Below are 22,580 nucleotides of genomic sequence, written 5' to 3'. Positions count from 1 at the left end.
GTTTTTCAGGCAGTGTCTAATGCCAAGGTCTGACTAACGATTACCTCCGCGCGTGGGCAGCTTACGTTCCTTAAGGTAAACTGCCACCTCTTCTATATTTATAACGATTCGCCTGATGCCAACGACGTTTCAAGAGATCCCCCGCAAGCGCCCGACTACGCCCCTGCTCGACCGAGCGGGCACGCCTGCGGGCCTGCGCCGACTGGCTGAAGCCGAGCTGGAACCCCTGGCCGACGAATTGCGCCAGGAATTGCTCTATACCGTCGGCCAGACGGGCGGGCATTTTGGTGCCGGCCTGGGCGTCATTGAACTGACGATTGCGTTGCACTACGTGTTCGATACCCCGGATGACCGGCTGGTATGGGACGTGGGTCATCAGGCGTATCCGCACAAAATCCTCACTGGCCGCCGCGAGCAAATGGCGACATTGCGCCAGAAAGACGGGATCGCCGCTTTCCCGCGCCGCGCCGAGAGCGAGTACGACACCTTTGGCGTCGGCCACTCCAGCACCTCAATCAGTGCCGCACTGGGCATGGCCATCGCTGCCCGCCTGCAAAATAGCGAGCGCAAGGCCATCGCCGTGATCGGTGACGGCGCGCTGACCGCCGGCATGGCTTTTGAAGCCCTGAACCATGCGCCTGAAGTCGATGCCAACATGCTGGTCATCCTCAACGACAACGACATGTCGATCTCGCGCAATGTCGGCGGCCTGTCCAACTATCTGGCCAAAATCCTCTCCAGCCGTACCTACGCCAGCATGCGCGAAGGCAGCAAGAAAGTGCTGTCGCGTCTGCCAGGCGCGTGGGAAATTGCCCGGCGCACCGAAGAATATGCCAAAGGCATGTTGGTACCCGGCACCCTGTTTGAAGAGCTGGGCTGGAATTACATTGGGCCTATCGATGGCCACGACCTGCCGACCCTGATCGCCACGCTGCGCAACATGCGCGACCTCAAGGGTCCGCAGTTCCTGCATATCGTGACCAAAAAGGGCAAAGGCTTTGCCCCGGCCGAGGCTGACCCGATCGGCTACCACGCCATCACCAAACTTGAGCCGCTGGACGCACCGAAAGCAGCGCCAAAAGCTGCGAGCGGGCCGAAGTACTCTGCGGTATTCGGCGAGTGGCTGTGTGACATGGCCGCTGTCGATCAACGCCTGGTCGGTATTACCCCGGCCATGAAAGAAGGCTCGGACCTGATCGCGTTCAGCGAGCGTTTCCCGTTGCGTTATTTCGACGTGGCCATTGCTGAACAACACGCCGTGACCTTTGCCGCGGGCATGGCCTGCGAAGGCGCCAAGCCTGTGGTGGCGATCTACTCGACATTCTTGCAGCGCGGTTACGACCAGCTGGTGCATGACGTAGCCGTGCAGAATCTGGACGTGCTGTTCGCTATCGACCGCGCGGGCCTGGTGGGCGAAGACGGCCCCACCCATGCCGGCAGTTTTGACCTGTCTTACCTGCGGTGCATCCCGGGTATGGTGATCATGACCCCGAGCGATGAAAACGAACTGCGCAAAATGCTGACCACCGGCCACCTGTACAACGGTCCGGCGGCAGTACGCTACCCGCGGGGCAGCGGGCCGAATGCAAGCATCGAAAAAACCCTTGAACCGCTGGAAATCGGTAAAGGCGTGATACGTCGCAAAGGCAGCAAGGTGGCGATGCTGGTGTTTGGCGTGCAATTGGCCGAAGCACTGCAAGTGGCGGAAAAAATCGACGCCACCGTGGTCGACATGCGCTTCGTCAAACCTATGGATGAAGCACTGGTGCGCGAAATGGCCGACAGCCATGAACTGCTGGTGACCATTGAAGAGAACGCCATCATGGGCGGTGCGGGTGCGGCAGTCAGCGAGTTGCTGGCCCGTGAAAACGTGCTCAAGTCGGTATTGCATCTGGGCTTGCCGGACGTCTATGTCGAACATGCCAAACCGAGCCAGATGCTCGCCGAATGCGGGCTGGATGCGGCAGGTATCGAAGCATCGGTGCGCCAGCGCATGCAACTGCTGGGGCTCTGAGCCAATCAGACTTACTGCAGGAGCGAGCGTGCTCGCGAGCTTTCCAACGAGCTCGCGAGCACGCTCGCTCCTACAGGGTTAATTGAGAACACATGAAACACCTTCGTTTGGCTTTAATCCTCGGCATCATCCCCGCCAGCCCTTTGCTCGCCGACACGCTCGAACGGGAAGACGCACTCAAACTCCCGCAAACACTGATCACCGGCAACCGCCAGGTCGAAGCGCGCTCTGACAGCAGCAGCGCCAACACGGTATTCACCCGTGCCGACATCGATCGCTTGCAACCCACCAGCCTCACCGACCTGCTGGGCCGGGTGCCCGGCGTGCAGGTGGCACGTAGCGGTGGCCGTGGCGGCTTGCCCGGGATTTACATCCGCGGCACCAAAGCGGCACAAAGCCTGGTGCTGGTCGACGGCCAGCGCATGGCCAATGCCACCTCGGCCGACAGCAACCTGCAGTACCTGAATATCGATCAGGTCGAGCGTGTTGAAGTGCTGCGCGGCTCACGGTCGGTGATCTACGGCAGTGACGCGATTGGCGGGGTGATCCAGATTTTCACTCGCCGCGGCGCAGACCAGGCCCCTCAGCTGCGGCTACACAGTTCAGTGGGCAGCTATGGCAGCTCCGACAACAGCCTGGGCGTGTCCGGCGGCGATGCCCAGACCCGCTACAACCTCAGCGGCAGCCTGGAAGAGACGGCCGGGATCAATCGCACGCACCAGTCCTTCCCCAGCGACAACGATCACGATGCCTATCGCAACAAGTCCCTGAGCCTGAATCTGAGCCACTTCCTGAGGGATGATCTGGAAGTCGGCCTGACGGCGATGAAGAACATGGGCAAGACCGAGCTCGATAATTCCTTTGGCCGCTGGGACCCGGACAGCATGACGGTCAGTGGTCAGCAGCTCTACAGCGACTTCGATATCAGCAGTGTGGGCAGTTTTATCGACGCCCAACTGAGCGAGCGCTGGAACTCGCGCCTGGAACTGGGCCACAGCGAAAATCGCGAAAAAACCCGCGACAAGCTCAGCACAGACAACTACAGCTTCAACACCTATCGCGACTCATTGAACTGGCAAAACAACCTGACGCTGAACGGGCAAAACAGCGTGATACTCGGTGCCGATGCCTATGAAGATCGCGTGCGCAGCAGCACGGTGTTTGACCAGGACAGCCGCTGGAATCGCGCCGTATTTATTCAGCACCGCTTCAATGGCGATTATTTCTCTACCGAACTGGGTCTGCGTCACGACGACAACCAGCAGTTCGGCAGCAATAACACCTGGAGCGCCAGCCTGACGGTACCGCTCAACCCGGACAACGATGTGCTGCTGTCTTACAGCGAAGGGTTCCGGGCGCCGACGTTTAACGATTTGTACTACCCGCAGTACGGCAACCCGGCCCTGAAGCCCGAACATTCCAAAAGCTACGAGGTGCAGTGGCGCAGCCAGTTGAGCGAGAGCAGCCGCCTGGAAACCTCGCTGTATCGGACCGACATTCGTGATGCGATTGTGGCCGATGCCGATTTCATTCAGCAGAACATTGGCGCCGCCCGGATCATCGGCTTTGAAAGTGCCTTGCAGCAAGAATGGTTCGGCTGGCAGAGCAGCCTCGGGGTCGCCATTACCGATCCCCGTGATCGCGACACCGGCCATACGTTGAGCCGCCGTGCCCGCCGCACCCTGAACCTTGATCTGGATCGCCAGTTCGACCGGGTAGGTGTCGGCGCCAGCTGGCAGGCGGTGAGCAGCAGCTTTAATGACGACGGCAATACGCAGCCGATTGCCGGCTATGGACTGCTGGGGGTGCGTGGCAACTGGCAAGCCAGCGCTGAAGTGAGGCTTGATTTAAAAGTCGACAACCTGCTGGACAAGAGCTTCACCCGCGCGCTCTACAGCTATGACGGCAGTTACTACGGCTACCGTGAAGAAAGCCGCAGCGTGCAACTGGCCGTGACCTGGACCCCGACGCTCTAAAAACCCGATATCCCCCATATCCCCTGTAGGAGCGAGCTTGCTCGCGAGCTTTTAATACGCAGAGCTCGCGAGCAAGCTCGCTCCTACAGGGTGAGAGTCAGTCAGCCAGTTGCTCGCAAAGTCGGGCCGTTGCTTCAAGCATCTGCGCACTCGGGCGCTCAAGGCCTTTGTCGGTCAATAACAGCAAACGTCCGTGCTTGACCGCATCAATCTGCGGCCAGGCTTTCCAGGCGTCCAGCTGCGCCTGGCTGCTGGCGATGATCACTTGCGGATTGCGCTGCAATACCGACTCCACGCTGACCTGCGGCGCAGGCAGTTTGAGGTCGGCAAATACATTGCTCGCCCCGCACACCGCCAATGCGTCACTGATGATCTGCGTACCGCCAACGGTGTACAGCGGCTGATCCCACACCTGATAAAACACCCGTAGCGGTATGTCGCGCCGATATTGCACACGCAGCCCGGCCAGACGCTGACGCAGTTGCGCTGCCAGTTCACGGCCACGCTCAGGGCGGTTCAGCGCCACGGCCAGGGCTTCAACCTGATCGGCCAGTTGCTCAAGGCTCGCAGGCTCGGCGGTGTAAGTCGGGATGTCGAGATGGCGCAGCTGTTCGCGCTGGGCAGCGGCAACGCTACCCGGCCAGAGCAAAAGTAAATCGGGTTGCAGGCTGATCAGGCGCTCCATGTCCAGCTGACCGTAACGGCCCACGGAAGGCACGCTGCGCAGCTGCGGCAAAGGCTCACCCGCCTCCAGGCGACCCACCAGCAGATCAGCGGCGCCCAGTTCGACAACCATCTCTGACAAGGAGGGTGACAGGCTGATCACCCGTGTAGCCGCCCCGGCCGGGGTGCCGATGGCCAGCAGCAGAACCGCCAGCCAGGCGCGCATCAGCCGATCTGGCGCGGGATGCGATAGAGGTAAAACAGTACCAGCGTCGACACTGAAAGCAGCAGCAACGGCACGCCTTCAAGCCCGACAAACACCGCCAGCGCAGCGATCCACACCGGCAGGCCGGCAGCCAGCAAGGCGCGGTAGCGGGCACGGGCAAGCTCGGCCCAGGCAGCGGGTTCCTGGGGCGTATCAAGGGCTTTTTGCAATGCGATCAGCCCATGTTTGTACGGCCCGAAAAAGCGCAGCGTGACAAACATCGACGCAACACCGGCAATGAAGAACGGCATCGTCAGCCCGGGCAACAAGGGCTCGGACTTGCCGAACAACCAATTGGCCAATACCAGCGGCAGCAGGGTCAGCACCAATTGCTGCCACCAGCTGAAGCTCATGCGGCGACGGATCTGACCACGGGTCACGCCGGGTCGGCCTCGCTTTGATGCTGGTTGCCCATCATGTGCCCGAGCTTGTTGGCTTTGGTCGCCAGGTACAGCTTGTTGTGCGGGTTATGCCCGGTGTGCAGAGGCACCCGTTCGGCCACGTTGATGCCCATGTCGGTCAAGGCTTTGACCTTGCGCGGGTTGTTGGTCATCAGACGCAACGACTTCACACCCATGTGCTCCAGCATCGGCAGGCAGATCCCGTAGTCACGCTGATCGGCGGCAAATCCCAGACGCTCATTGGCCTCAACCGTGTCGGCGCCGCCATCCTGCAGTTCGTAAGCACGAACCTTGTTCAGCAAGCCAATGCCCCGGCCTTCCTGACGCAAGTACAGCAACACGCCACGGCCTTCGCGGGCGATGGCCTGCATGGCGGCTTCGAGCTGCGAACCGCAGTCACAGCGCTGGCTGAACAAGGCATCGCCGGTCAGGCATTCAGAGTGCACCCGGCCTAGTACCGGAGCGCCGTCCGCCACGTCGCCCAAACTGAGCACAACGTGTTCACGACCCGTGGCTTTCTCGAGAAAGCCATGCATGGTGAATTCGGCAAAGGGGGTGGGAAGCTTGCAAGCGGCAACGAAAACGACGGGCACCGTGTGCTCCTGATCAGTTTGAGTACTGGAAATTCGCAGAGGCGGCATTGTAACAGGACGTTCCTATAGACGCTTAGGCTGAATTATCGGAGATAAAGATCTAAAAGTTTGATCGCTCTTGCAGCAGCTGGCCACGTAGTTATTCACCGCGAAAATGCTGATAACCGCGTATGCCCGGGGTGATGTCCCGGCCATCGACGTCCAGCAAACCGACGCCCTGCCCTTCGACCACTCGGCCAATCACATGAATCGGCCAGCCATCTGCCAGCAGGGTCGGCAACTCAACGGCCGGCAAAGTGAACGCCAGCACGTAATCGTCACCCCCACTCAACGCCGCTTGCTGCGCAGCGGCGTCACCCAGAAATTCCTGCAAGGCGAGGGAAACCGGCACGCGGTCGTTTTCGATCAGCAAGCCGACTTTAGACGCCAGGGCAATATGCCCGCAGTCGGCCAGCAGGCCATCGGAGATATCCAGCGCCGAGCTGGCCTTGCCGCGCAGTGCCTGGCCCAGCGCCAATTGCGGTTGCGGCGACCAGTAGTGCGCCAGCAACGGCTCGGCGATGGCGGGTGTGGCGCTACGCTGGCCGAGCACCAGAGGCAAGGCGCCAGCGGCATTGCCCAGCTCGCCGCCAACACACAGCAGGTCGCCGGGCCGGGCTGCACTGCGGGTCAATGCCTGGCCCCGAGGTACGCGGCCAAAAACCGTCAGCGTCAGGCATAGCGGCCCGCGCGTGGTGTCGCCACCAATCAGACGCAAGCCACAGCCCTGAGCCATCAGGTTCAAACCGCGGGCGAACGCTTGCAACCAGTCGGCTTCAACCGCAGGCAAGGTCAGGGCAAGGGTAAACGCGAGGGGAGTTGCGCCCATGGCCGCCAGATCGCTGGCCGCCACTGCCAGCGAACGCTGACCGAGCAAGAAAGGGTCGCATGGATCTGCGAAGTGCACCCCGGCTACCAGGGTGTCGGTGGAAATCGCCAGTTGTTCCCCGAAAGGAACATCCAGCAGGGCGCAGTCGTCGCCGATGCCCAGAGCAACACCTTCGCCGCCTTGCGCACAAGGCGCGGCAGCGAAGAAGTTACGGATCAGCTCGAACTCGCCCATGGCCGACAGCGCTGATCAGCGCTTGTAAGCCTTTACTTCAGCTTCACGCAGGCGTGGCGCCAGTTTGTCGAGCACACCGTTGACGAACTTGTGGCCGTCGGTAGAACCAAACACTTTCGCCAGCTCGATGCCTTCGTTGATCACAACGCGGTAAGGCACGTCGACACGCTTGATCAGCTCCCAGGTGGACAGGCGCAGAACGCACAGTTCAACCGGGTCGAGCTCTTCGATGGTGATGTCCAGGCATGGTGCCAGGGCGGTATCGATTTCAGCCTTGATTGCAGGTACGCCGTGCAAAATTTCACGGAAGTACGCGGCATCAACGTCGGTGAAGTCGTTGTCGACCCGAAACTGGGCTTCGATTTCGTTCAGGGACTGCTTGGCCATGTGCAATTGATACAAGGCCTGAGTCGCGAGTTGACGCGCTTCACGGCGCTTGGCGCTCTTGGATGGTTTGCCGGCGTCCGCAGGTTTAGGATCGCGCGGGTTAAAACGATCGCTTTCGTCGGAAATCACTTGGCCTCCAACTGTGCCAACAGGCTGACCATTTCAAGGGCGGACAAGGCAGCTTCAGCGCCTTTGTTGCCGGCTTTGGTGCCGGAGCGCTCAATGGCCTGTTCGATCGAATCGACCGTCAACACACCGAATGCAACCGGTACGCCGAACTGCATGGACACCTGGGACAAGCCCTTGGTGCATTCGCCGGCAACGTATTCAAAGTGCGGAGTACCGCCACGAATCACGGCGCCCAGGGCGATGATGGCGGCGAATTCGTTGCGCTGGGCAACCTTTTGCGCAACCAGTGGAATTTCGAACGCACCCGGAGCACGGATGATGGTGATGTCGCTTTCGTTCACACCGTGGCGAACCAGGGCATCAACGGCACCACTCACCAGGCTTTCGACGACGAAGCTGTTGAAGCGGCCAACTACCAGAGCGTAGCGACCTTTGGGGGCGATGAAGGTACCTTCGATGGTCTTCAGGGTCATTCGGTATGTCTCGTATTAAAGAGCCAGAACGCACTCGCGTGCGTTCTTTAAGGATATTGGGCCACGAATTCGGACAGGACACGACCGGTCTTTATTCGGAGGGCACGTATTCTACAACTTCCAGATCGAAACCGGATATGGCATTGAACTTCATTGGTGAACTCATCAAGCGCATTTTGCGCACGCCGAGGTCACGCAGGATCTGCGAACCGGCACCCACGATGCTGTAAGTGGTCGGTTTTTTCACCGGCACCTGGTCAGCAGTTTCGCGAATATGGGCCAGCAATACGTCACCATCCAGCGGATGGCCCAGCAACAGCACTACACCACTGCCGGCCGCTGACACCGCGCTCATGGCGGCGCGCAGGCTCCAGCGCCCCGGTTGCCTGACCATCAGCAGATCACGCAGCGGGTCCATGTTATGCACACGCACCAGGGTCGGCTCTTCAGCGCAGATCTTGCCCAGGGTCAGTGCCATGTGCACATCGCCTTCGACTGAATCACGATAGGTCACCAGGTTGAATTGGCCCAGCTCGCTGTCCAGTGGCTGTTCGGCAATCCGCTGAACGGTACGTTCATGGATCATGCGGTAGTGGATCAGGTCGGCAATTGTGCCGATCTTGATGCCGTGTTCAGCAGCGAAGGTTTCTAGTTCCGGACGGCGGGCCATGGTCCCGTCGTCGTTCATCACCTCACAGATAACACCGCTTGGCTCGAACCCGGCCATACGTGCCAGATCGCAGGCAGCTTCGGTGTGACCGGCGCGGGCCAGAGTACCGCCCGCCTGTGCCATCAACGGGAAAATATGCCCCGGGCTCACGATGTCTTCTGCTTTCGCGTCCCTGGCCGCAGCCGCTTGCACGGTGCGCGCACGGTCCGCTGCCGAGATGCCGGTGGTCACACCGGTAGCCGCTTCGATCGAGACAGTGAACTTGGTGCCAAAGCCGGAACCGTTGCGCGGCGCCATCAATGGCAGTTGCAGCAGCTCGCAACGCTCGCGGCTCATGGGCATGCAAATCAAGCCACGGGCAAAGCGCGCCATGAAGTTGATGTGCTCGGCCTGGCAGCACTCGGCAGCCATGATCAGGTCGCCTTCGTTCTCGCGGTCTTCGTCATCCATCAGGATGACCATCTTGCCTTGGCGGATGTCTTCAACCAGTTCTTCGATGCTGTTGAGCGCCACGCGGCACCCCCTTAATTCAGGATTTGAGGTAGCCGTTGGCGGCCAGAAAACTTTCACTGATGCCGCCCGAAGTCGGCTCGGCGGCTTTATCGCCCAGCAGCAGACGCTCAAGGTAACGCGCCAGCAGGTCCACTTCGAGGTTCACCCGGCGACCCGGACGATAGTCGGCCATGATGGTTTCGCTCAGGGTGTGGGGAATAATGGTCAGCGAGAACTCGGCGCCATTGACCGCGTTCACGGTCAGGCTGGTGCCGTCGACGGTGATCGAGCCTTTATGGGCGATGTACTTGGCCAGCTCTTTGGGAGCGCGGATGCGGAACTCGATAGCCCGGGCGTTCTCTTCCCGCGAGATCACTTCACCCACACCGTCAACGTGCCCGCTCACCAGGTGACCACCCAGACGCGTGGTCGGGGTCAGGGCCTTTTCCAGGTTGACCCGGCTGCCGCTTTTCAAATCGTTGAACGCGGTGCAGTCGAGGGTCTCGCGGCTGACGTCAGCCATAAAACCGTTGCCCGGCAGTTCCACGGCAGTCAGGCACACGCCATTGATTGCAATACTGTCGCCGAGTTTGACGTCGCTCAGGTCGAGCTTGCCGGTGTCTACATAAACCCGCACATCGCCGCCTTTGGGGGTCAGTGCACGGATGCTGCCGATGGATTCAATGATGCCGGTAAACATGGCGTTCCCCTTGAGAACAGAACCTGCGTAGAACGGAGGCTGAGAATTATACGCTCGCGGATGGCACAGGTATGGCGGTGACTCGCCAGTCATCACCCACCGCGCGCATTTCAATGATTTTGAGCAAAGGCGCTTCGCTCATATGGGTCAACGGCAGCTCAAGCAATGGCCGGGCAGTAGAGCCGAGGAACTTGGCGGCGATGAAAATCTGGTATTCATCCACCAGTCCCTGTTCGGCAAAAGCCCCGGCCAGACGCGGCCCGGCCTCCACCAATACTTCGTTCACCCCGCGTGCGGCCAGTGCAACCAGCAACTTGCGTAAATCGACCTGGCCGTTGGCACCGTGGATCACCAGGCATTCCGGCCCCGTGCGGTATTGCTCGGCGGGAGGTACGCAGGTGGCAACCAGCGCCGGACCTGCCTTGAAAAACGGCGCATCCAGCGGCACCCGCAAACGCCCGTCAATCAATACCCGCAGCGGAGGACGGCTCAATGCCAGCGCCGTGAGCTCGGGGCTCAGGCCCAGCTCCGGACCGCGCACGGTCAGGCGCGCGCCATCGGCCAGAACCGTGTCGGCACCGGTCAGCACCACACTGGCCTGCGCCCGCAGCCGCTGCACCGCAGAGCGTGCCGCAGGGCCGGTGATCCATTGGCTTTCGCCATTGGCCATGGCCGTGCGGCCATCAAGACTCATCGCCAGCTTGACCCGCACAAACGGCAGGCCGTGCTCCATACGTTTGAGGAAGCCCGGGTTCAGCGCCCGCGCTTCGCTTTCGAGCACGCCGCTGCACACTTCAATCCCGGCGTCAGCCAGACGCTTGAGGCCGCGGCCGGCAACTTCCGGGTTGGGGTCCTGCATGGCCGCCACCACCCGCGCCACGCCGGCATGGCGCAAGCCGTCGGCACAGGGCGGAGTGTGGCCATGGTGGCTGCACGGTTCCAGCGTGACGTAAGCCGTGGCGCCACGGGCCAGCTCGCCCGCCGCACGCAAGGCGTGGACTTCGGCGTGGGGTTCACCCGTGCGCACGTGCCAGCCTTCGCCGACAATCTGTCCGTCACGCACTATCACGCAACCGACTCGCGGGTTGGGATGGGTCGTATACAGGCCGTTACGCGCCAGTTCGATGGCACGCGCCATGTAATGGGCGTCTAAAATTGATTGTTGCGTAGTCACAGTCATTCTTTGGAGGGCTCACGGGCGAGTCGGTCGATTTCTTCGCGGAACTCGTTGAGATCCTGGAAGCGTCGATAGACAGAGGCAAAACGGATATAGGCCACTTCATCGAGCTTTTGCAGCTCGCCCATGACCAGCTCACCGACAACCAGCGATTTGACTTCGCGTTCACCGGTGGCGCGCAGCTTGCTCTTGATATGGGCCAGCGCGGCTTCGAGTCGCTCGACGCTGACCGGGCGCTTTTCCAGCGCCCGCTGCATGCCGGCACGCAGTTTTTCTTCGTCGAAAGGCTGACGACTGCCGTCTTGCTTGATAAGGCGCGGTAACACCAACTCGGCTGTTTCAAAGGTGGTGAAACGCTCACCACAGGCCAGGCATTCACGCCGGCGGCGCACCTGGTCGCCCTCGGCGACCAGACGCGAGTCGATGACTTTAGTGTCGTTGGCACCGCAGAAAGGACAGTGCATGGTGGCGGCAACAAAAAATGGGGAGTGCCATGGTAGCGCATCCCACTGGCAAGACAAGCCATAGCCTTTACGGTATACAGTCCGCCTACTATGTTTCACCCATCTGATACATCGACAGACCTGCCGCTGGAGCCTTCCATGTCGCTACGAACGCTTTTTTTGTTGTGCCTCGCCGGTTTCCTGGGCGCCTGTAGCAGCGAACCGCCAAAACCGGTGCAGACTCAGGTGCTGGCACAGCCAAAAACTGATGCTCCAAAAGACCTCGGACCACTGCCGGCCTATCAGCGTGAACTCAGCGGCGTGTTGACCGGCGTACCCGCAGGGGCCGAGGTTGAACTGGCGATGCTGATCATTGACGAACGTGGACGCCCCCAAGGCCTGATGGCCAGCAGCAAGATCATCGGCAATAGCCAGCCGCTGCCGTTCAAGCTGCGTTTTAACCCCGAAGCCTTCCCCGCCGGAGCGCGGGTTGAACTGCGCGGACGCGCCAGCCAGTCCGGGCAATTGATCCTGCATCTACCTTCAAAAATCATCAGCCAGCCTGCGACCCAGGCCATGGGCACCCTGGCCTTTGTCCAGGCACCATGAATACACCGCTGCATCTGCAACAGTCATTGAGCGAGTTGGTGGGCGATGCCCGGCTGATCATTACGGATTTGCCGGACACGACACTCAAGTTATGGCTGCTTGACCCGCAACGGATGGATCGTTGCTTCACGGCCGACGAGACCCGGCGCATCCTTTACGAGCCACCGTACTGGGCGTTTTGCTGGGCCAGCGGTCTGGCTCTGGCACGTTATCTGGCCGAGCAGCCGCACTGGGTGCAAGGCAAGCGCGTGCTGGATTTTGGCGCAGGTTCCGGAGTGGCAGCAATTGCAGCGGCCAGGGCCGGGGCGCTCGAGGTGCTGGCTTGCGATCTTGACCCGCTGGCGCTGGCTGCCTGCAGGGCGAATGCCGAGCTCAATGATGTGCAGCTCCATTATTCCAGCGACTTTTTCGCCGAAGCCGACCGCTTCGACCTGATCCTGGTGGCGGACGTGCTTTACGACCGCGAAAACCTGCCACTGCTGGATCAGTTTTTAACCCGTGGCCAACAGGTCCTGGTCGCCGATTCCCGGGTGCGCGACTTCAAGCATCCGCTGTACCGCCAGCTGGACAGCCTCAAGGCATTGACCTTGCCCGATCTGGCCGAGCCCCATGAATTTCGTAACGTGAGCCTGTATCACGCGCAACGCGAGCCTATGGCTTTCGGCCTGCCCGTACAGCCTTTATAGTTGCCCTCATTTACCTGTTTCGAGACACCTAATGAATCAGCCTACGCCTTCTTCCCATAGCTTCGACGTAACCTCCGCGGACTTCGACAGACTGGTTGTCCAGGCCTCTTTTGAGCAGCCCGTTCTGGTGGATTTCTGGGCCGACTGGTGTGCACCGTGCAAGGTGATGCTGCCGATTCTGGAACAGATCGCGGTGGACTATCAGGGCGAGTTGTTACTGGCCAAGGTCAATTGCGAAGTCGAGCAGGACATCGTGGGCCGTATCGGCATTCAAACCCTGCCCACAGTAGTGCTGTTTAAAGACGGCAAAGTGGTGGATGGCTTCCAGGAAGCGCAACCCGAATCGGCGATCCGCGCGATGCTCGCGCCCCATGTCGTGATGCCCGAGCCAGAGGCCGAAGACCCGATGCTGCAAGCCCGGGCACTGTTTTCCGAAAGCCGCTTTGCTGACGCCGAAGCCCTGCTGAAAAACATCCTCACCGATGACAACAGCAACGCCGGCGCACTGATTCTGTATGCCCGCTGCCTCGCCGAACGCGGTGAACTCACCGAAGCACAAGCCGTGCTGGACGCGGTTAAAAGTGACGAGCACAAAGCCGAACTGGCCGGGGCCAAGGCGCAACTGACGTTCCTGGGTCAGGCCGCGGATTTGCCGGATGTGGCGGATTTGAAAACCCGCGTTGCACAAAACCCGCAGGACGACGAAGCCGCTTACCAACTGGCGATCCAGCAATTGGCGCGCCAGCAATATGAAGGTGCTCTGGACGGGTTGCTGAAGCTGTTCACCCGCAACCGCAGCTACAGCGAAGGCATCACCCACAAGACCTTGCTGCAGGTCTTCGACTTGTTGGGCAATGATCATCCGCTGGTGACCACCTACCGCCGCAAATTGTTTGCTGCGCTGTACTAGGCATCGGGCTGCAGGAGCGCGTTTGCTCACGAGCAAACTCGCGCCTGCGGGTCTTGCGTCATCTTTGCTATTCGATCCAGCTGTAAATCGGTGAGTCTGTGCCGCTCACCACTTTCACCTCGGGGCAATGACGCAGGCGTACCAGCAGCCGCTTGCCCGCGCCGGTGCTGCCGGTCAGGGCTTGCAGCTGCCCGAGCAGCTCAGGCCCGCTGATCTGCCCGGCCTTGCGCAACAAGTCTTTAGTCGTTTCCCACACGGCATCGTCATGATTCACCGGTCTGGCAGGGGGCTGGCTGACAGGCGCGTCACTGACCTGCAACTGTGCACCCAGTGCAGCCCAGTCGCCGGCATCCAGTTCCACCGTCAAATCCACCGGCCAGTCGCCGATTGTTCCGCGAATGCGCACCATCGCTCTACTCCTCAAGTTTCATCAAACCATGCTCCCATGCGTATTGCGTAACGCCAAGCACACGGGCAAACTCTCGCAAATATTGTTATAAGATCACATAACAAACTGGTCCTCACCCTTCTGCTGGAGTCACGCTATGCGCCGTTTGCTTCTTGCTATACCGTTTGCCCTGTTGCCGCTGGCCATGGCCCATGCTGCAGATGATCACGACCATGAACACGCCAGCCTGGGAGCCCACGAGCATGGCGCAGGCAGCCTCGATGTGGCTCTCGATGGCCAGACTCTGGAACTTGACCTGGATGGCCCGTCAATGAACCTGGTCGGATTTGAGCACCTTGCCACTACCGACGCTGACAAAGCCAAAGTCGCGGCAGCCCAGGCCCAGCTGGGCAATCCGCTGGTGTTGTTCAACCTGCCCAAAGCTGCCGAGTGCAGCGTTGAAGCCCAGGACCTGCAGAGCCCACTATTTGAAGCCGCCCCTGAAGAAGCTGCCGGCGTGGCAAAAGGCGAGCACCATCACAGCGATATCGAAGCCCACTATGCCTTCACCTGCAGCAAACCCGAGGCGCTGAAGACGCTGGATCTGAGCACGTTCTTCAAGACGTTCCCGGGCACCCATAAAATCAAGGTACAACTGATTGGCGCAAGTGGTCAGCAAGGTGTAGAAGCCACACCTCAAGCCCCCACCGTCAAGTTCTGACTGGCTTGAACCTGCAGGAGCGAGCTTGCTCCTGCAGGTACCGGCCCGCTATTCGCACCCCATACAGGCGATTTCTCTTCCCCATGACCCAAGTACTTATCGAACTCAATGACCTGAGTTTCAGTTGGCCGGGGCAGCCCGTGTTGCTGGATATTCCGGAATTTCGCCTTGAGCCGGGCGAAACCCTGTTCCTCAAGGGCCCCAGCGGCAGCGGTAAAACCACGTTGCTGGGCCTGCTCGGCGGCGTGCAAAAAGCCGATAGCGGCACGATCCGCCTGCTCGGCCAAGAACTGGGCGAACTCGGCTCGGGCGCCCGCGATCGCTTTCGGGTCGATCACACCGGTTATATCTTTCAGCAATTCAATTTGCTGCCGTTTTTATCGGTACGCGAGAACGTTGAACTGCCTTGCCACTTTTCCAGACTGCGCGCCAGCCGCGCCGTGCAACGCCACGGCAGTGTGGATAACGCCGCGCAAACCCTGCTGTCGCACCTGGGTCTCAAAGACCCGGCTTTGCTGGAGCGACGTGCAGACTCCCTGTCGATTGGCCAGCAGCAACGGGTCGCCGCTGCCCGCGCCCTGATCGGCCAGCCCGAGCTGGTAATTGCCGACGAGCCGACCTCGGCCCTCGACGCTGACGCCCGCGAAGCGTTTATCCAGTTGCTGTTTGCTGAATGCCGCGAGGCGGGCGCCAGCCTGCTGTTTGTAAGCCACGATCAAAGTCTGGCCCCCCTCTTCGACCGAAATCTGTCGTTGTCCGAACTCAATCGTGCCGCCACGTCGGCAGAGGTCTGAGATGTATCTGTTTCGACTAGCCCTGGCCAGCCTGGCTAACCGTCGCTTCACCGCGATCCTGACCGCCTTCGCCATCGCCCTGTCGGTGTGCCTGTTGCTGGCGGTCGAGCGGGTGCGCACCGAAGCCCGCGCCAGCTTTGCCAGCACCATCAGCGGCACTGACCTGATCGTGGGCGCCCGCTCCGGCTCGGTCAATCTGCTGCTGTACTCGGTATTTCGCATTGGCAATGCCACCAACAATATTCGCTGGGACAGCTTTGAGCACTTCGCCAACAACCCGAAAGTGAAATGGGCGATTCCCATGTCACTGGGCGACTCCCATCGCGGTTATCGGGTGATGGGCACCAGCGAGGCGTATTTCGAGCACTATCAATACGGCCGTCGGCAGAACCTGGAACTGGCTGCAGGCCGGGCGTTTGCCACCGACCCTTTTGAGGTGGTGCTGGGCGCCGAAGTGGCGGATGCACTGCACTACAAACTGGGTGACAAGCTGGTGCTGGCCCACGGCGTGGCCGCGGTCAGTCTGGTCAAGCATGATGACAAACCGTTCACCGTGGTCGGAATTCTCAAACGCACCGGCACCCCGGTTGACCGTACCCTGCATATCAGCCTGGGCGGTATGGAAGCGATACATGTCGATTGGCATAACGGTGTTCCGGCCCGTGGCGCCGGGCGGGTAAGTGCCGATCAGGCGCGCAACATGGACCTCACCCCGCAGGCCATCACCGCCTTTATGCTGGGTCTGAACAGCAAGATCTCGACCTTTGCCTTGCAGCGTGAAATCAATGATTTCCGCGGTGAACCGATGATGGCGATTTTGCCCGGGGTGGCGCTGCAGGAACTCTGGAGCCTGATGAGCACCGCTGAAAAAGCATTGTTCGTGGTGTCGCTGTTTGTGGTGCTGACCGGCTTGATCGGCATGCTCACTGCGATTTTGACCAGCCTCAATGAACGTCGGCGCGAGATGGCCATTCTGCGTTCGGTCGGTGCCCGGCCATGGCATATCGCAACCTTGCTGGTCTTCGAGGCCCTTGCCCTGGCATTGGCCGGTGTAGTGGCCGGCGTGGGGTTGCTGTACCTGTGTATCGCCGTGGCCCAGGGTTATGTGCAATCGAACTACGGGCTGTATTTACCGCTGGCCTGGCCAAGCGAATATGAATGGGCGCTGCTTGGCGGTATTCTTGCGGCCGCCCTGCTGATGGGCTGCGTGCCGGCATGGCGCGCCTACCGACAATCGCTGGCCGATGGTCTGTCCATTCGTTTATGAACCCGGGGTTATAACAATGTCCGTGTTGCCACGCGTGCTGCTGGCACTGCTTGTGCTGATCACTACTCCTTTGTGGGCAGCAGAGCCGAAAGAGTTGACGTGGTCGGAGATGATTCCGCCCGACGCGCCGGCTGAAGTGCCAGACATGGCACCGCTGCACGACCTGTCACAGATGGGCGACATGGAGGCCGCCCCGGCAGCCAGGCAGGACTTGCCCAATGCGCCGGTGGTGACGACGCTGGACGGTCAGTTGATTCGCTTGCCGGGCTATATCGTGCCCCTTGAAGTCAATGAAGAAGGCCGCACCACCGAATTTTTGCTGGTGCCCTACTTCGGCGCCTGTATCCACGTGCCGCCTCCGCCGTCGAACCAGATCGTGCATGTCACCAGCAAGGTCGGGGTGCAAGTCGATGAGCTGTACCAGCCGTACTGGATCGAAGGCGCGATGCAGGTCAAATCCAGTACCAGTGAACTGGCAGATGCGGGCTACCAGATGGATGCGCAAAAAATCGTTGTGTACGAACTGCCGGAGTAACCCCCCCATCGCTCCTGCAGGGACGATGAGCACGGGCCGGCTCACGAAATTTTCACAAACTCACCGTTCATTGAGCTGGGTCAACTGAGCGCGACATGGCGCTCTTTACCATTGGTTATATAAATTTCAAATATCCCAATGGAGCTCCCATGCACAAGTCTTTGCTCAGCGCAGCCGCGCTTGCGCTCGCCGTCGTCGCCCCGCTTGCCCACGCCCACACTGAAGGTGACATCATTCTGCGTGCCGGTGCGATCACGGTAAACCCGAAGGCCGACAGCTCCAGCGTCAAGGTTGATCAGGGCCCGCTGGCGGGCGCGGATCTGGGTGGCAAGGCGACCATGAGCAGCGACACGCAATTGGGCCTCAACTTCGCCTACATGATCACCGACCATGTAGGTATTGAACTGCTGGCAGCCACGCCGTTTGAGCATGACGTGAAACTTAAAGGCACCGCCTTGTCTGCGGCAAACGGCAAGCTGGGCAGCCTCAAGCACTTGCCGCCAACCCTGAGTGTTGTGTACTACCCGCTGGACTCCAAGTCGGCGTTCCAGCCTTACGTGGGTGCCGGTATCAACTACACCTGGATCTATGACGAGCACGTTGGCAGCAGCGCCAGCGCGGCAGGCTTTGACAACTTCAAGGCAAAGAACTCGTGGGGCATGGCATTCCAGGTCGGTGCTGACTACATGCTGACCGATAACATCATGATCAACGCCCAGGCACGCTATATCGATATCGATACCCGCGCCACGGTGGAAAACAACGCAGTAGCGCCTGGCACCCGCGCCAAGGTCAATGTAGACGTGGATCCGTTCGTTTACATGGTAGGTCTGGGTTACAAGTTTTAAGCGACAAACAACATCAAAAAAGGCGCCCTGGAGGCGCCTTTTTTTGTAGCCAGGGGCTTGTCAGCGTCCGAGCAAACGCGCCAGACCAACACTCATGGGTGTGGTTTCGCCAAGCTTGAAGCGTTGCAGCAAGCGGCTGTTGTCTGCCCGTGAATGGCGGATATCGCCGGAGCGGGCCGCACTGTAGCTGATGGGCGGCAGTCCACCGACCACGTCGCCCAGCGCCTCGAGCATTTGCTTGAGGGTGGTGGCTTTGTTCAGGCCAACGTTGACCGCGCCTTCTTCAACCTGCCGGGCTTCGACAGCCTGAACCAGGATGTTCACCAGGTCGCCGACGTAGATGAAGTCACGGGTTTGCTCGCCATCGCCGAAAATGGTGATGGGCAGGCCCTTTACCGCGCGTTCGCTGAAGATGCTGATCACCCCGGAGTACGGCGATGACGGGTCCTGGCGCGGGCCAAAGACGTTAAACAGACGGAAAATCGCCGGTTCCAGCCCGTGTTGGCGACGGTAAAAGTCCAGATAGTATTCACTGGCCAGTTTGTCGGACGCATAAGGCGTCAGCGGCGCCTTGGGGGTGTCTTCGACAATCGATTCACCTTCACCGTTATTGCCATACACAGCAGCGCTAGAGGCAAAAACAACCCGTTTGACCCCGGATTCACGCATGGCTTCGCACACGTTAAGGGTGCCGATGAAATTGCTTTGATGGGTACGTACCGGGTCGTCCACCGAGGCTTGCACCGAGGCAACTGCCGCCAGGTGAACCACGGCACTGCAACCGGCCATGACCCTGGCAACCAGGGCAGCATCCGCCACGTCGCCTTCGATCAGCTCGACCTTGGGGTTGTCCATTGGCAGATTGCAGCGCTTGCCGGTGGACATGTCGTCGAGAATGCGTACGGCATGCCCCTTGGCCAACAAGGCATCAACCAGATTGGAACCGATAAATCCGGCGCCGCCGGTCACTAAAACGGGTGAATCAGCCATGACGATAAAGTCTGTCCAGTAATGTCGGGAGTGCCGCACGCCAGGCGCGAGGCTTGATCCCGAAGGTGTGTAAGATTTTCTTGCAGGCCAGCACAGCATGCTGGGGCTCTTCAGCCGCGTCCGGGCATGCCGCATGCGCCTGCGGTACAGGTGCTTCGACAGCCAGTGGGTGCAGGGTGCGCGCTTCGCTCAGGATCGCCTGCCCCAGCGCCAGCGGCGTGGTCGCCTCGTGCCCCGCGTAGTGATAAGTACCCCACAGCGGCGCGGCGCAATCCAGCTGCTTGAGCACTGAGATAATCACCCGTGCGGCGTCATCTACCGGTGTCGGATTGCCCCGGCGATCATCGGCAAGCAACAATTCTCCCGGCTTCTCAGCCTGGGTCAGAAACCGCCCGAGCAGACCTTCCGGGCTGTCATCCAGCAGCCAGCCAAAACGCAGCAGCACGTGCTGCGGGCAGATGGCCCGCACACTTTGCTCTATTCGCCACAGTGCCTGACCGCGTAACCCCAGCGGAACGGGTTCGTCCTTTTCGCTGTAGGCCGTCGCCCGCGAACCGTCGAAAACCCGATAGCTGGAAGGTTGCAGCAAAATGATGTTGTGGTGCTGGCACAACTCGGCCAAACGTTCGACAGAGCGCTCCTGGCCAGCAAGTCGGGACTCGCTGACTGTCGGCGCCTGAAACCAGTCGAAGTAATACGCGAGGTTGATGACCGCATCCGGGCGGGTGTCATCCAGCAGCTGCGTAAGGCTCGCAGCGTCCCAGCCGTCTTGCGGCGGACGCGGGGCGAGGAAATTAATGTCTTCCTCGGCACCCTGACGAATCAGCGCCTGCCCGAGAGCATTTCCGCCGCCCAATAACATAAGGCGCATTCGCATAGAGTGTGCAGACTCAGTCTATTCAGAACGGTGATGTATACCAGAAAACCAACGGTGAAAGCTGCTGGCCATGATCAAGACCTCCGTATTTTGCGGGTTTATGGGCCCGCCGTCACTGACAAACTGCACCCCTGCGGGTCAACGGGCTCACTACAGCTGCGGCGGCATGTCAGTGAGCAGCAACCTGGAAGGCGGCTGCCCGGCAGCGGGTGCCGGTTCGCCGGTATCGCGTACGGGCATCAGGAATCCCTGTGGATAATGTTGCGCAAAGTGGACATCGTCACACTTATCCACAAGCTTTTTGAGCCGGTCATTGAAAGCCCGACTGACGGAGCTCTGGGCGCCGGACATGGTTCTGAACTGAGCGGTAATGGTTACGCCATCGAGATTCATGCTGTCGACCCCGAATACCGTCAGCGAGCCCTGCAGGCTGAGACTGAGCAAAGGATCGTCACTGATCTGGCTTCCGGCCTGGCGGATCATGTCGATGGCCTGATCGGTGTCGGTATCGTAGGTGAACTGAACCGAGAAAAATGCGTACGCAAACTGCCGGGAATGGTTGATCACCGCCTTGATCTGACCAAAGGGCACCGAATGCACGAAGCCCCGCGAGTCCCTCAGGCGCAAGGTGCGAATGGTCAGCCCCTCAACGGTACCCGCATGGTTGGAGTCGACCACCACCCAGTCGCCGACCGAGATGGTGTCCTCAATAATAATGAACAGCCCCGTAATGACGTCTTGTACCAGCTGCTGGGAACCAAAGCCGATCGCCAGCCCGATGACCCCGGCACCAGCGAGGAAAGGCGCGACGTTGACACCCAGGTTGGCCATGGTGGTGATGGTGCAGACCACCACCAGAATTACTTTTATTGCATTGCGCATCAGCGGCAGGATGGTTTTGACGCGGGTGCTCGGCTCGCGGGTGCCATGTCGGGTCACTGTAGGTTCCAGCGTTTGCTGGATGGCGGTATCGAGCACCACCCAGGCCAGCCATGTCACCAGCAGGATCAACAGGATGCGTCCCAGCGAATCGCTGATGACCTTGCCGGTGTTGCTGTCCGAGGCGAACGCCAGCAGGGAGAACCCCCAGATCTGGGACAGGAGCTCGATAAAGGTCACAGCCAGAGCAATACGCAGCAATGCATAAAGCACATTCAGTAAACGCTCTCGATAGATGCTTGTACGGCGGGTCGGCGTACGAAATGAGTGGTGCAAAATCGTACTTAAAAAAACCGCGCCGATGATCAATCCTGAAGTCAGCAGCGCACCGCGCATGGCACGCTCACTGCCCTCGCCAATTCCCAGCAGATTGAGCGCCGTGACCACCAGCATCAGCAGTATCGGCCAGTACCACAACGCCGAAAAAATACGCAACGACTCCTGCAGTGCAGGCTGACCAAGACGCTGCGCCAGTGCACGGTCCCGAATCAGGTGCGCCACGGGGCGACGCAACCGTATGGCCAGAAAGGCAAAAATGATGCACGCCAGCAACCCGGCAAAAACCGACAGACAGCTCGCAATGTTATCGCCAATTTGCAGCGCAATTTGCGGGCTGTTCATCCCGTCACTCAGCGCGGCAAAAAAGCCGATCAGGAACAGTGGCCGGCGCGAATACTTGCGAATGATCTGAACTGCAATCCGCTTGTGTCCGACTTCAAACATCGCACTGAGTGCCAGCACCAGCGCCACACTGAACACCCCGGCACTGCCCGCATAGGTCAGGGTCATCCCCAGCGAACGGCCAATGGTGTCTTGCAGATAACGACTGGCATACAAGGTCAGCACCAGACTTATCACTGCAGGCAAAAGGTACTGCACCACATAACCGACAAGTGCCTGTATGCGCGGCCTGGTGTTGATCGCACGCGTCATATCCAGGTATCGCACCAGCAAGCGCCCCGCCAGCATCAGCCCGAAAAAAGCCCCGAACCAGATGGCTGGCAACAGGACGAAGTCCCCCAAGGCGCCCCATGAGGGATGAGCCGATGCCTGTTCGACCAGTTCACCGACTTCATCCACCGCAAGCTCTGAGCGCAAACTCCAGGAGCCCAGCAGACGAGCGCTCAGGCCGAGCCGTTCCTGGATCTGGTCCATACCCTCGCCCAAGGCACCCAGCAAGCCGCCATCGACCAGCACCGGGGGCTTGCCATCCGTCTCTTCTGCCTTGATAACCGAGGCCAGCGTGGGGGCTGCCTGGAGAATGCCGTTGCCTGAGAGCAACAGGATGAGAAGCACAATCGCTGCTTTGAAATTGAACAAACCCGGGAGTCCTCCTGGACATCTTTGACGGAACCGCTGACGTTGGCCAGTTGGCCCGCCGGTACTTGAGATCAGTACAGCGTAGTCAATGAAGCGCCAGGCGCCTGGCGTAACACGCAGGCTTTTGACCTGGACTGCCCGGATCAGCCCGGTTGCCATTTTTTTGCAGGACGGATCTGACTGTTGTCAGCGCCCTGCACCGTGCAGCCAT

General features: G+C 60.1%; 24 protein-coding genes. 10 read left to right on the top strand and 14 right to left on the bottom strand.

Going from position 1 to position 22,580, the window contains the following annotated elements; genetic code table 11:
* The first annotated feature begins 115 nt into the window (after positions 1-115).
* Together dxs and WG29040_RS21780 are read left to right on the top strand one after the other, a co-directional pair.
* The gene (gene dxs / locus WG29040_RS21785; RefSeq protein WP_010655459.1) at positions 116-2,014 is read left to right on the top strand and encodes a 1-deoxy-D-xylulose-5-phosphate synthase; all 1,899 of its coding nucleotides are present in this window, start codon (positions 116-118) and stop codon (positions 2,012-2,014) included.
* Between the two features lie 92 nt (positions 2,015-2,106).
* Positions 2,107-3,990: a TonB-dependent receptor domain-containing protein gene (locus WG29040_RS21780; RefSeq protein ID WP_127196862.1), complete on the top strand. Its 1,884-nt coding sequence runs from the start codon at positions 2,107-2,109 to the stop codon at positions 3,988-3,990.
* A 97-nt stretch (positions 3,991-4,087) separates the two neighbouring features.
* On the opposite strand, the gene WG29040_RS21775 is transcribed toward WG29040_RS21780, so the two are convergent.
* The 10 genes from WG29040_RS21775 to nrdR form a co-directional block, all read right to left on the bottom strand.
* Positions 4,088-4,879 carry a cobalamin-binding protein gene (locus WG29040_RS21775; protein ID WP_003444269.1) on the bottom strand — a complete coding sequence of 264 codons (792 nt, stop codon included), beginning with the start codon at positions 4,877-4,879 and terminating at the stop codon, positions 4,088-4,090.
* Positions 4,879-5,298, bottom strand: a complete 420-nt coding sequence (locus tag WG29040_RS21770) for a hypothetical protein (RefSeq protein ID WP_003444270.1) — start codon at positions 5,296-5,298, stop codon at positions 4,879-4,881. The genes WG29040_RS21775 and WG29040_RS21770 overlap by 1 nt, the downstream gene beginning before the upstream one ends.
* Positions 5,295-5,912 (bottom strand): GTP cyclohydrolase II, encoded by a 618-nt coding sequence (gene ribA / locus WG29040_RS21765; protein ID WP_003444271.1) that lies wholly within the window; start codon positions 5,910-5,912, stop codon positions 5,295-5,297. The genes WG29040_RS21770 and ribA overlap by 4 nt, the downstream gene beginning before the upstream one ends.
* Before the next feature lie 139 nt (positions 5,913-6,051).
* The gene (gene thiL, locus WG29040_RS21760; RefSeq protein WP_010655456.1) at positions 6,052-7,014 is read right to left on the bottom strand and encodes a thiamine-phosphate kinase; all 963 of its coding nucleotides are present in this window, start codon (positions 7,012-7,014) and stop codon (positions 6,052-6,054) included.
* A gap of 15 nt (positions 7,015-7,029) precedes the next feature.
* Positions 7,030-7,530 (bottom strand): transcription antitermination factor NusB, encoded by a 501-nt coding sequence (gene nusB / locus WG29040_RS21755; RefSeq protein ID WP_003444273.1) that lies wholly within the window; start codon positions 7,528-7,530, stop codon positions 7,030-7,032.
* A complete protein-coding gene (gene ribE, locus WG29040_RS21750) occupies positions 7,527-8,003 on the bottom strand; it encodes a 6,7-dimethyl-8-ribityllumazine synthase (protein WP_003444275.1) in 477 nt (158 codons plus the stop codon). The genes nusB and ribE overlap by 4 nt, the downstream gene beginning before the upstream one ends.
* A 91-nt stretch (positions 8,004-8,094) precedes the next feature.
* Positions 8,095-9,186, bottom strand: a complete 1,092-nt coding sequence (gene ribBA, locus WG29040_RS21745) for a bifunctional 3,4-dihydroxy-2-butanone-4-phosphate synthase/GTP cyclohydrolase II (RefSeq protein WP_003444277.1) — start codon at positions 9,184-9,186, stop codon at positions 8,095-8,097.
* A 16-nt stretch (positions 9,187-9,202) separates the two neighbouring features.
* Positions 9,203-9,865 (bottom strand): riboflavin synthase, encoded by a 663-nt coding sequence (locus tag WG29040_RS21740; protein WP_127196861.1) that lies wholly within the window; start codon positions 9,863-9,865, stop codon positions 9,203-9,205.
* Between the two features lie 46 nt (positions 9,866-9,911).
* A complete protein-coding gene (gene ribD / locus WG29040_RS21735; RefSeq protein ID WP_029612150.1) occupies positions 9,912-11,045 on the bottom strand; it encodes a bifunctional diaminohydroxyphosphoribosylaminopyrimidine deaminase/5-amino-6-(5-phosphoribosylamino)uracil reductase RibD in 1,134 nt (377 codons plus the stop codon).
* The gene (nrdR, locus tag WG29040_RS21730) at positions 11,042-11,506 is read right to left on the bottom strand and encodes a transcriptional regulator NrdR (protein ID WP_003444283.1); all 465 of its coding nucleotides are present in this window, start codon (positions 11,504-11,506) and stop codon (positions 11,042-11,044) included. The genes ribD and nrdR overlap by 4 nt, the downstream gene beginning before the upstream one ends.
* A gap of 138 nt (positions 11,507-11,644) precedes the next feature.
* Between nrdR and WG29040_RS21725 the strand changes: the two genes are divergently transcribed.
* The 3 genes from WG29040_RS21725 to WG29040_RS21715 are packed head-to-tail and all read left to right on the top strand — an operon-like array spanning position 11,645 to position 13,690.
* On the top strand, positions 11,645-12,094 hold the full coding sequence (locus tag WG29040_RS21725; RefSeq protein ID WP_003444285.1) for a YbaY family lipoprotein: 450 nt from the start codon (positions 11,645-11,647) through the stop codon (positions 12,092-12,094).
* Positions 12,091-12,780, top strand: coding sequence for a methyltransferase (locus WG29040_RS21720; RefSeq protein WP_003444287.1), 690 nt, complete (start codon positions 12,091-12,093; stop codon positions 12,778-12,780). The genes WG29040_RS21725 and WG29040_RS21720 overlap by 4 nt, the downstream gene beginning before the upstream one ends.
* 31 nt (positions 12,781-12,811) lie before the next feature.
* The gene (locus WG29040_RS21715) at positions 12,812-13,690 is read left to right on the top strand and encodes a co-chaperone YbbN (protein WP_127196860.1); all 879 of its coding nucleotides are present in this window, start codon (positions 12,812-12,814) and stop codon (positions 13,688-13,690) included.
* Positions 13,691-13,757: 67 nt separating this feature from the next.
* On the opposite strand, the gene WG29040_RS21710 is transcribed toward WG29040_RS21715, so the two are convergent.
* Positions 13,758-14,099: a hypothetical protein gene (locus WG29040_RS21710; RefSeq protein WP_127196859.1), complete on the bottom strand. Its 342-nt coding sequence runs from the start codon at positions 14,097-14,099 to the stop codon at positions 13,758-13,760.
* 136 nt (positions 14,100-14,235) lie between these two features.
* On the opposite strand from WG29040_RS21710, the gene WG29040_RS21705 reads away from it, so the two are divergent.
* The 5 genes from WG29040_RS21705 (at position 14,236) to WG29040_RS21685 (ending at position 18,243) form a co-directional block, all read left to right on the top strand.
* Complete coding sequence (locus WG29040_RS21705) at positions 14,236-14,799, top strand: DUF2796 domain-containing protein (RefSeq protein WP_003444294.1); 564 nt, start codon at positions 14,236-14,238, stop codon at positions 14,797-14,799.
* 83 nt (positions 14,800-14,882) lie between these two features.
* Positions 14,883-15,593 carry an ABC transporter ATP-binding protein gene (locus WG29040_RS21700; RefSeq protein ID WP_127196858.1) on the top strand — a complete coding sequence of 237 codons (711 nt, stop codon included), beginning with the start codon at positions 14,883-14,885 and terminating at the stop codon, positions 15,591-15,593.
* Position 15,594: 1 nt separating this feature from the next.
* A complete protein-coding gene (locus tag WG29040_RS21695; protein ID WP_010655452.1) occupies positions 15,595-16,860 on the top strand; it encodes an ABC transporter permease in 1,266 nt (421 codons plus the stop codon).
* Between the two features lie 16 nt (positions 16,861-16,876).
* Positions 16,877-17,395: a DUF3299 domain-containing protein gene (locus WG29040_RS21690; RefSeq protein WP_003444320.1), complete on the top strand. Its 519-nt coding sequence runs from the start codon at positions 16,877-16,879 to the stop codon at positions 17,393-17,395.
* Positions 17,396-17,544: 149 nt separating this feature from the next.
* Positions 17,545-18,243, top strand: coding sequence for an OmpW family protein (locus WG29040_RS21685; RefSeq protein ID WP_003444322.1), 699 nt, complete (start codon positions 17,545-17,547; stop codon positions 18,241-18,243).
* Between the two features lie 60 nt (positions 18,244-18,303).
* Here the strand turns inward: WG29040_RS21685 and WG29040_RS21680 are convergent, their stop codons facing one another.
* The 3 genes from WG29040_RS21680 to WG29040_RS21670 form a co-directional block, all read right to left on the bottom strand.
* Positions 18,304-19,233 (bottom strand): NAD-dependent epimerase/dehydratase family protein, encoded by a 930-nt coding sequence (locus tag WG29040_RS21680; RefSeq protein WP_003444324.1) that lies wholly within the window; start codon positions 19,231-19,233, stop codon positions 18,304-18,306.
* On the bottom strand, positions 19,226-20,110 hold the full coding sequence (locus tag WG29040_RS21675) for a sugar nucleotide-binding protein (protein WP_003444326.1): 885 nt from the start codon (positions 20,108-20,110) through the stop codon (positions 19,226-19,228). The genes WG29040_RS21680 and WG29040_RS21675 overlap by 8 nt, the downstream gene beginning before the upstream one ends.
* A 150-nt stretch (positions 20,111-20,260) precedes the next feature.
* Positions 20,261-22,369 (bottom strand): mechanosensitive ion channel family protein, encoded by a 2,109-nt coding sequence (locus WG29040_RS21670; protein WP_003444328.1) that lies wholly within the window; start codon positions 22,367-22,369, stop codon positions 20,261-20,263.
* Positions 22,370-22,580: the final 211 nt, after the last annotated feature.

This window comes from Pseudomonas sp. PAMC 29040 (assembly GCF_003994535.1).
Classification (GTDB): Bacteria; Pseudomonadota; Gammaproteobacteria; order Pseudomonadales; family Pseudomonadaceae; genus Aquipseudomonas; species Aquipseudomonas paraversuta.
Note: the sequence above shows the minus strand (reverse complement) of the source record. Positions and strands in the feature narration are given on the sequence as shown.

Excerpts from the sequence above, each read along its gene's own strand:
- WG29040_RS21705 (WP_003444294.1), top strand. The coding sequence starts at position 14,236 with ATGCGCCGTTTGCTTCTTGCTATACCGTTTGCCCTGTTGCCGCTGGCC.
- WG29040_RS21715 (WP_127196860.1), top strand. The coding sequence starts at position 12,812 with ATGAATCAGCCTACGCCTTCTTCCCATAGCTTCGACGTAACCTCCGCG.
- WG29040_RS21780 (WP_127196862.1), top strand. The coding sequence starts at position 2,107 with ATGAAACACCTTCGTTTGGCTTTAATCCTCGGCATCATCCCCGCCAGC.
- WG29040_RS21775 (WP_003444269.1), bottom strand. The coding sequence starts at position 4,879 with ATGCGCGCCTGGCTGGCGGTTCTGCTGCTGGCCATCGGCACCCCGGCC.
- dxs (WP_010655459.1), top strand. The coding sequence starts at position 116 with ATGCCAACGACGTTTCAAGAGATCCCCCGCAAGCGCCCGACTACGCCC.
- WG29040_RS21685 (WP_003444322.1), top strand. The coding sequence starts at position 17,545 with ATGCACAAGTCTTTGCTCAGCGCAGCCGCGCTTGCGCTCGCCGTCGTC.
- ribD (WP_029612150.1), bottom strand. The coding sequence starts at position 11,045 with ATGACTGTGACTACGCAACAATCAATTTTAGACGCCCATTACATGGCG.
- WG29040_RS21675 (WP_003444326.1), bottom strand. The coding sequence starts at position 20,110 with ATGCGAATGCGCCTTATGTTATTGGGCGGCGGAAATGCTCTCGGGCAG.
- WG29040_RS21695 (WP_010655452.1), top strand. The coding sequence starts at position 15,595 with ATGTATCTGTTTCGACTAGCCCTGGCCAGCCTGGCTAACCGTCGCTTC.
- WG29040_RS21720 (WP_003444287.1), top strand. The coding sequence starts at position 12,091 with ATGAATACACCGCTGCATCTGCAACAGTCATTGAGCGAGTTGGTGGGC.
- WG29040_RS21700 (WP_127196858.1), top strand. The coding sequence starts at position 14,883 with ATGACCCAAGTACTTATCGAACTCAATGACCTGAGTTTCAGTTGGCCG.
- WG29040_RS21710 (WP_127196859.1), bottom strand. The coding sequence starts at position 14,099 with ATGGTGCGCATTCGCGGAACAATCGGCGACTGGCCGGTGGATTTGACG.
- thiL (WP_010655456.1), bottom strand. The coding sequence starts at position 7,014 with ATGGGCGAGTTCGAGCTGATCCGTAACTTCTTCGCTGCCGCGCCTTGT.
- WG29040_RS21740 (WP_127196861.1), bottom strand. The coding sequence starts at position 9,865 with ATGTTTACCGGCATCATTGAATCCATCGGCAGCATCCGTGCACTGACC.
- WG29040_RS21680 (WP_003444324.1), bottom strand. The coding sequence starts at position 19,233 with ATGGCTGATTCACCCGTTTTAGTGACCGGCGGCGCCGGATTTATCGGT.
- nrdR (WP_003444283.1), bottom strand. The coding sequence starts at position 11,506 with ATGCACTGTCCTTTCTGCGGTGCCAACGACACTAAAGTCATCGACTCG.
- WG29040_RS21725 (WP_003444285.1), top strand. The coding sequence starts at position 11,645 with ATGTCGCTACGAACGCTTTTTTTGTTGTGCCTCGCCGGTTTCCTGGGC.
- ribE (WP_003444275.1), bottom strand. The coding sequence starts at position 8,003 with ATGACCCTGAAGACCATCGAAGGTACCTTCATCGCCCCCAAAGGTCGC.
- WG29040_RS21690 (WP_003444320.1), top strand. The coding sequence starts at position 16,877 with ATGTCCGTGTTGCCACGCGTGCTGCTGGCACTGCTTGTGCTGATCACT.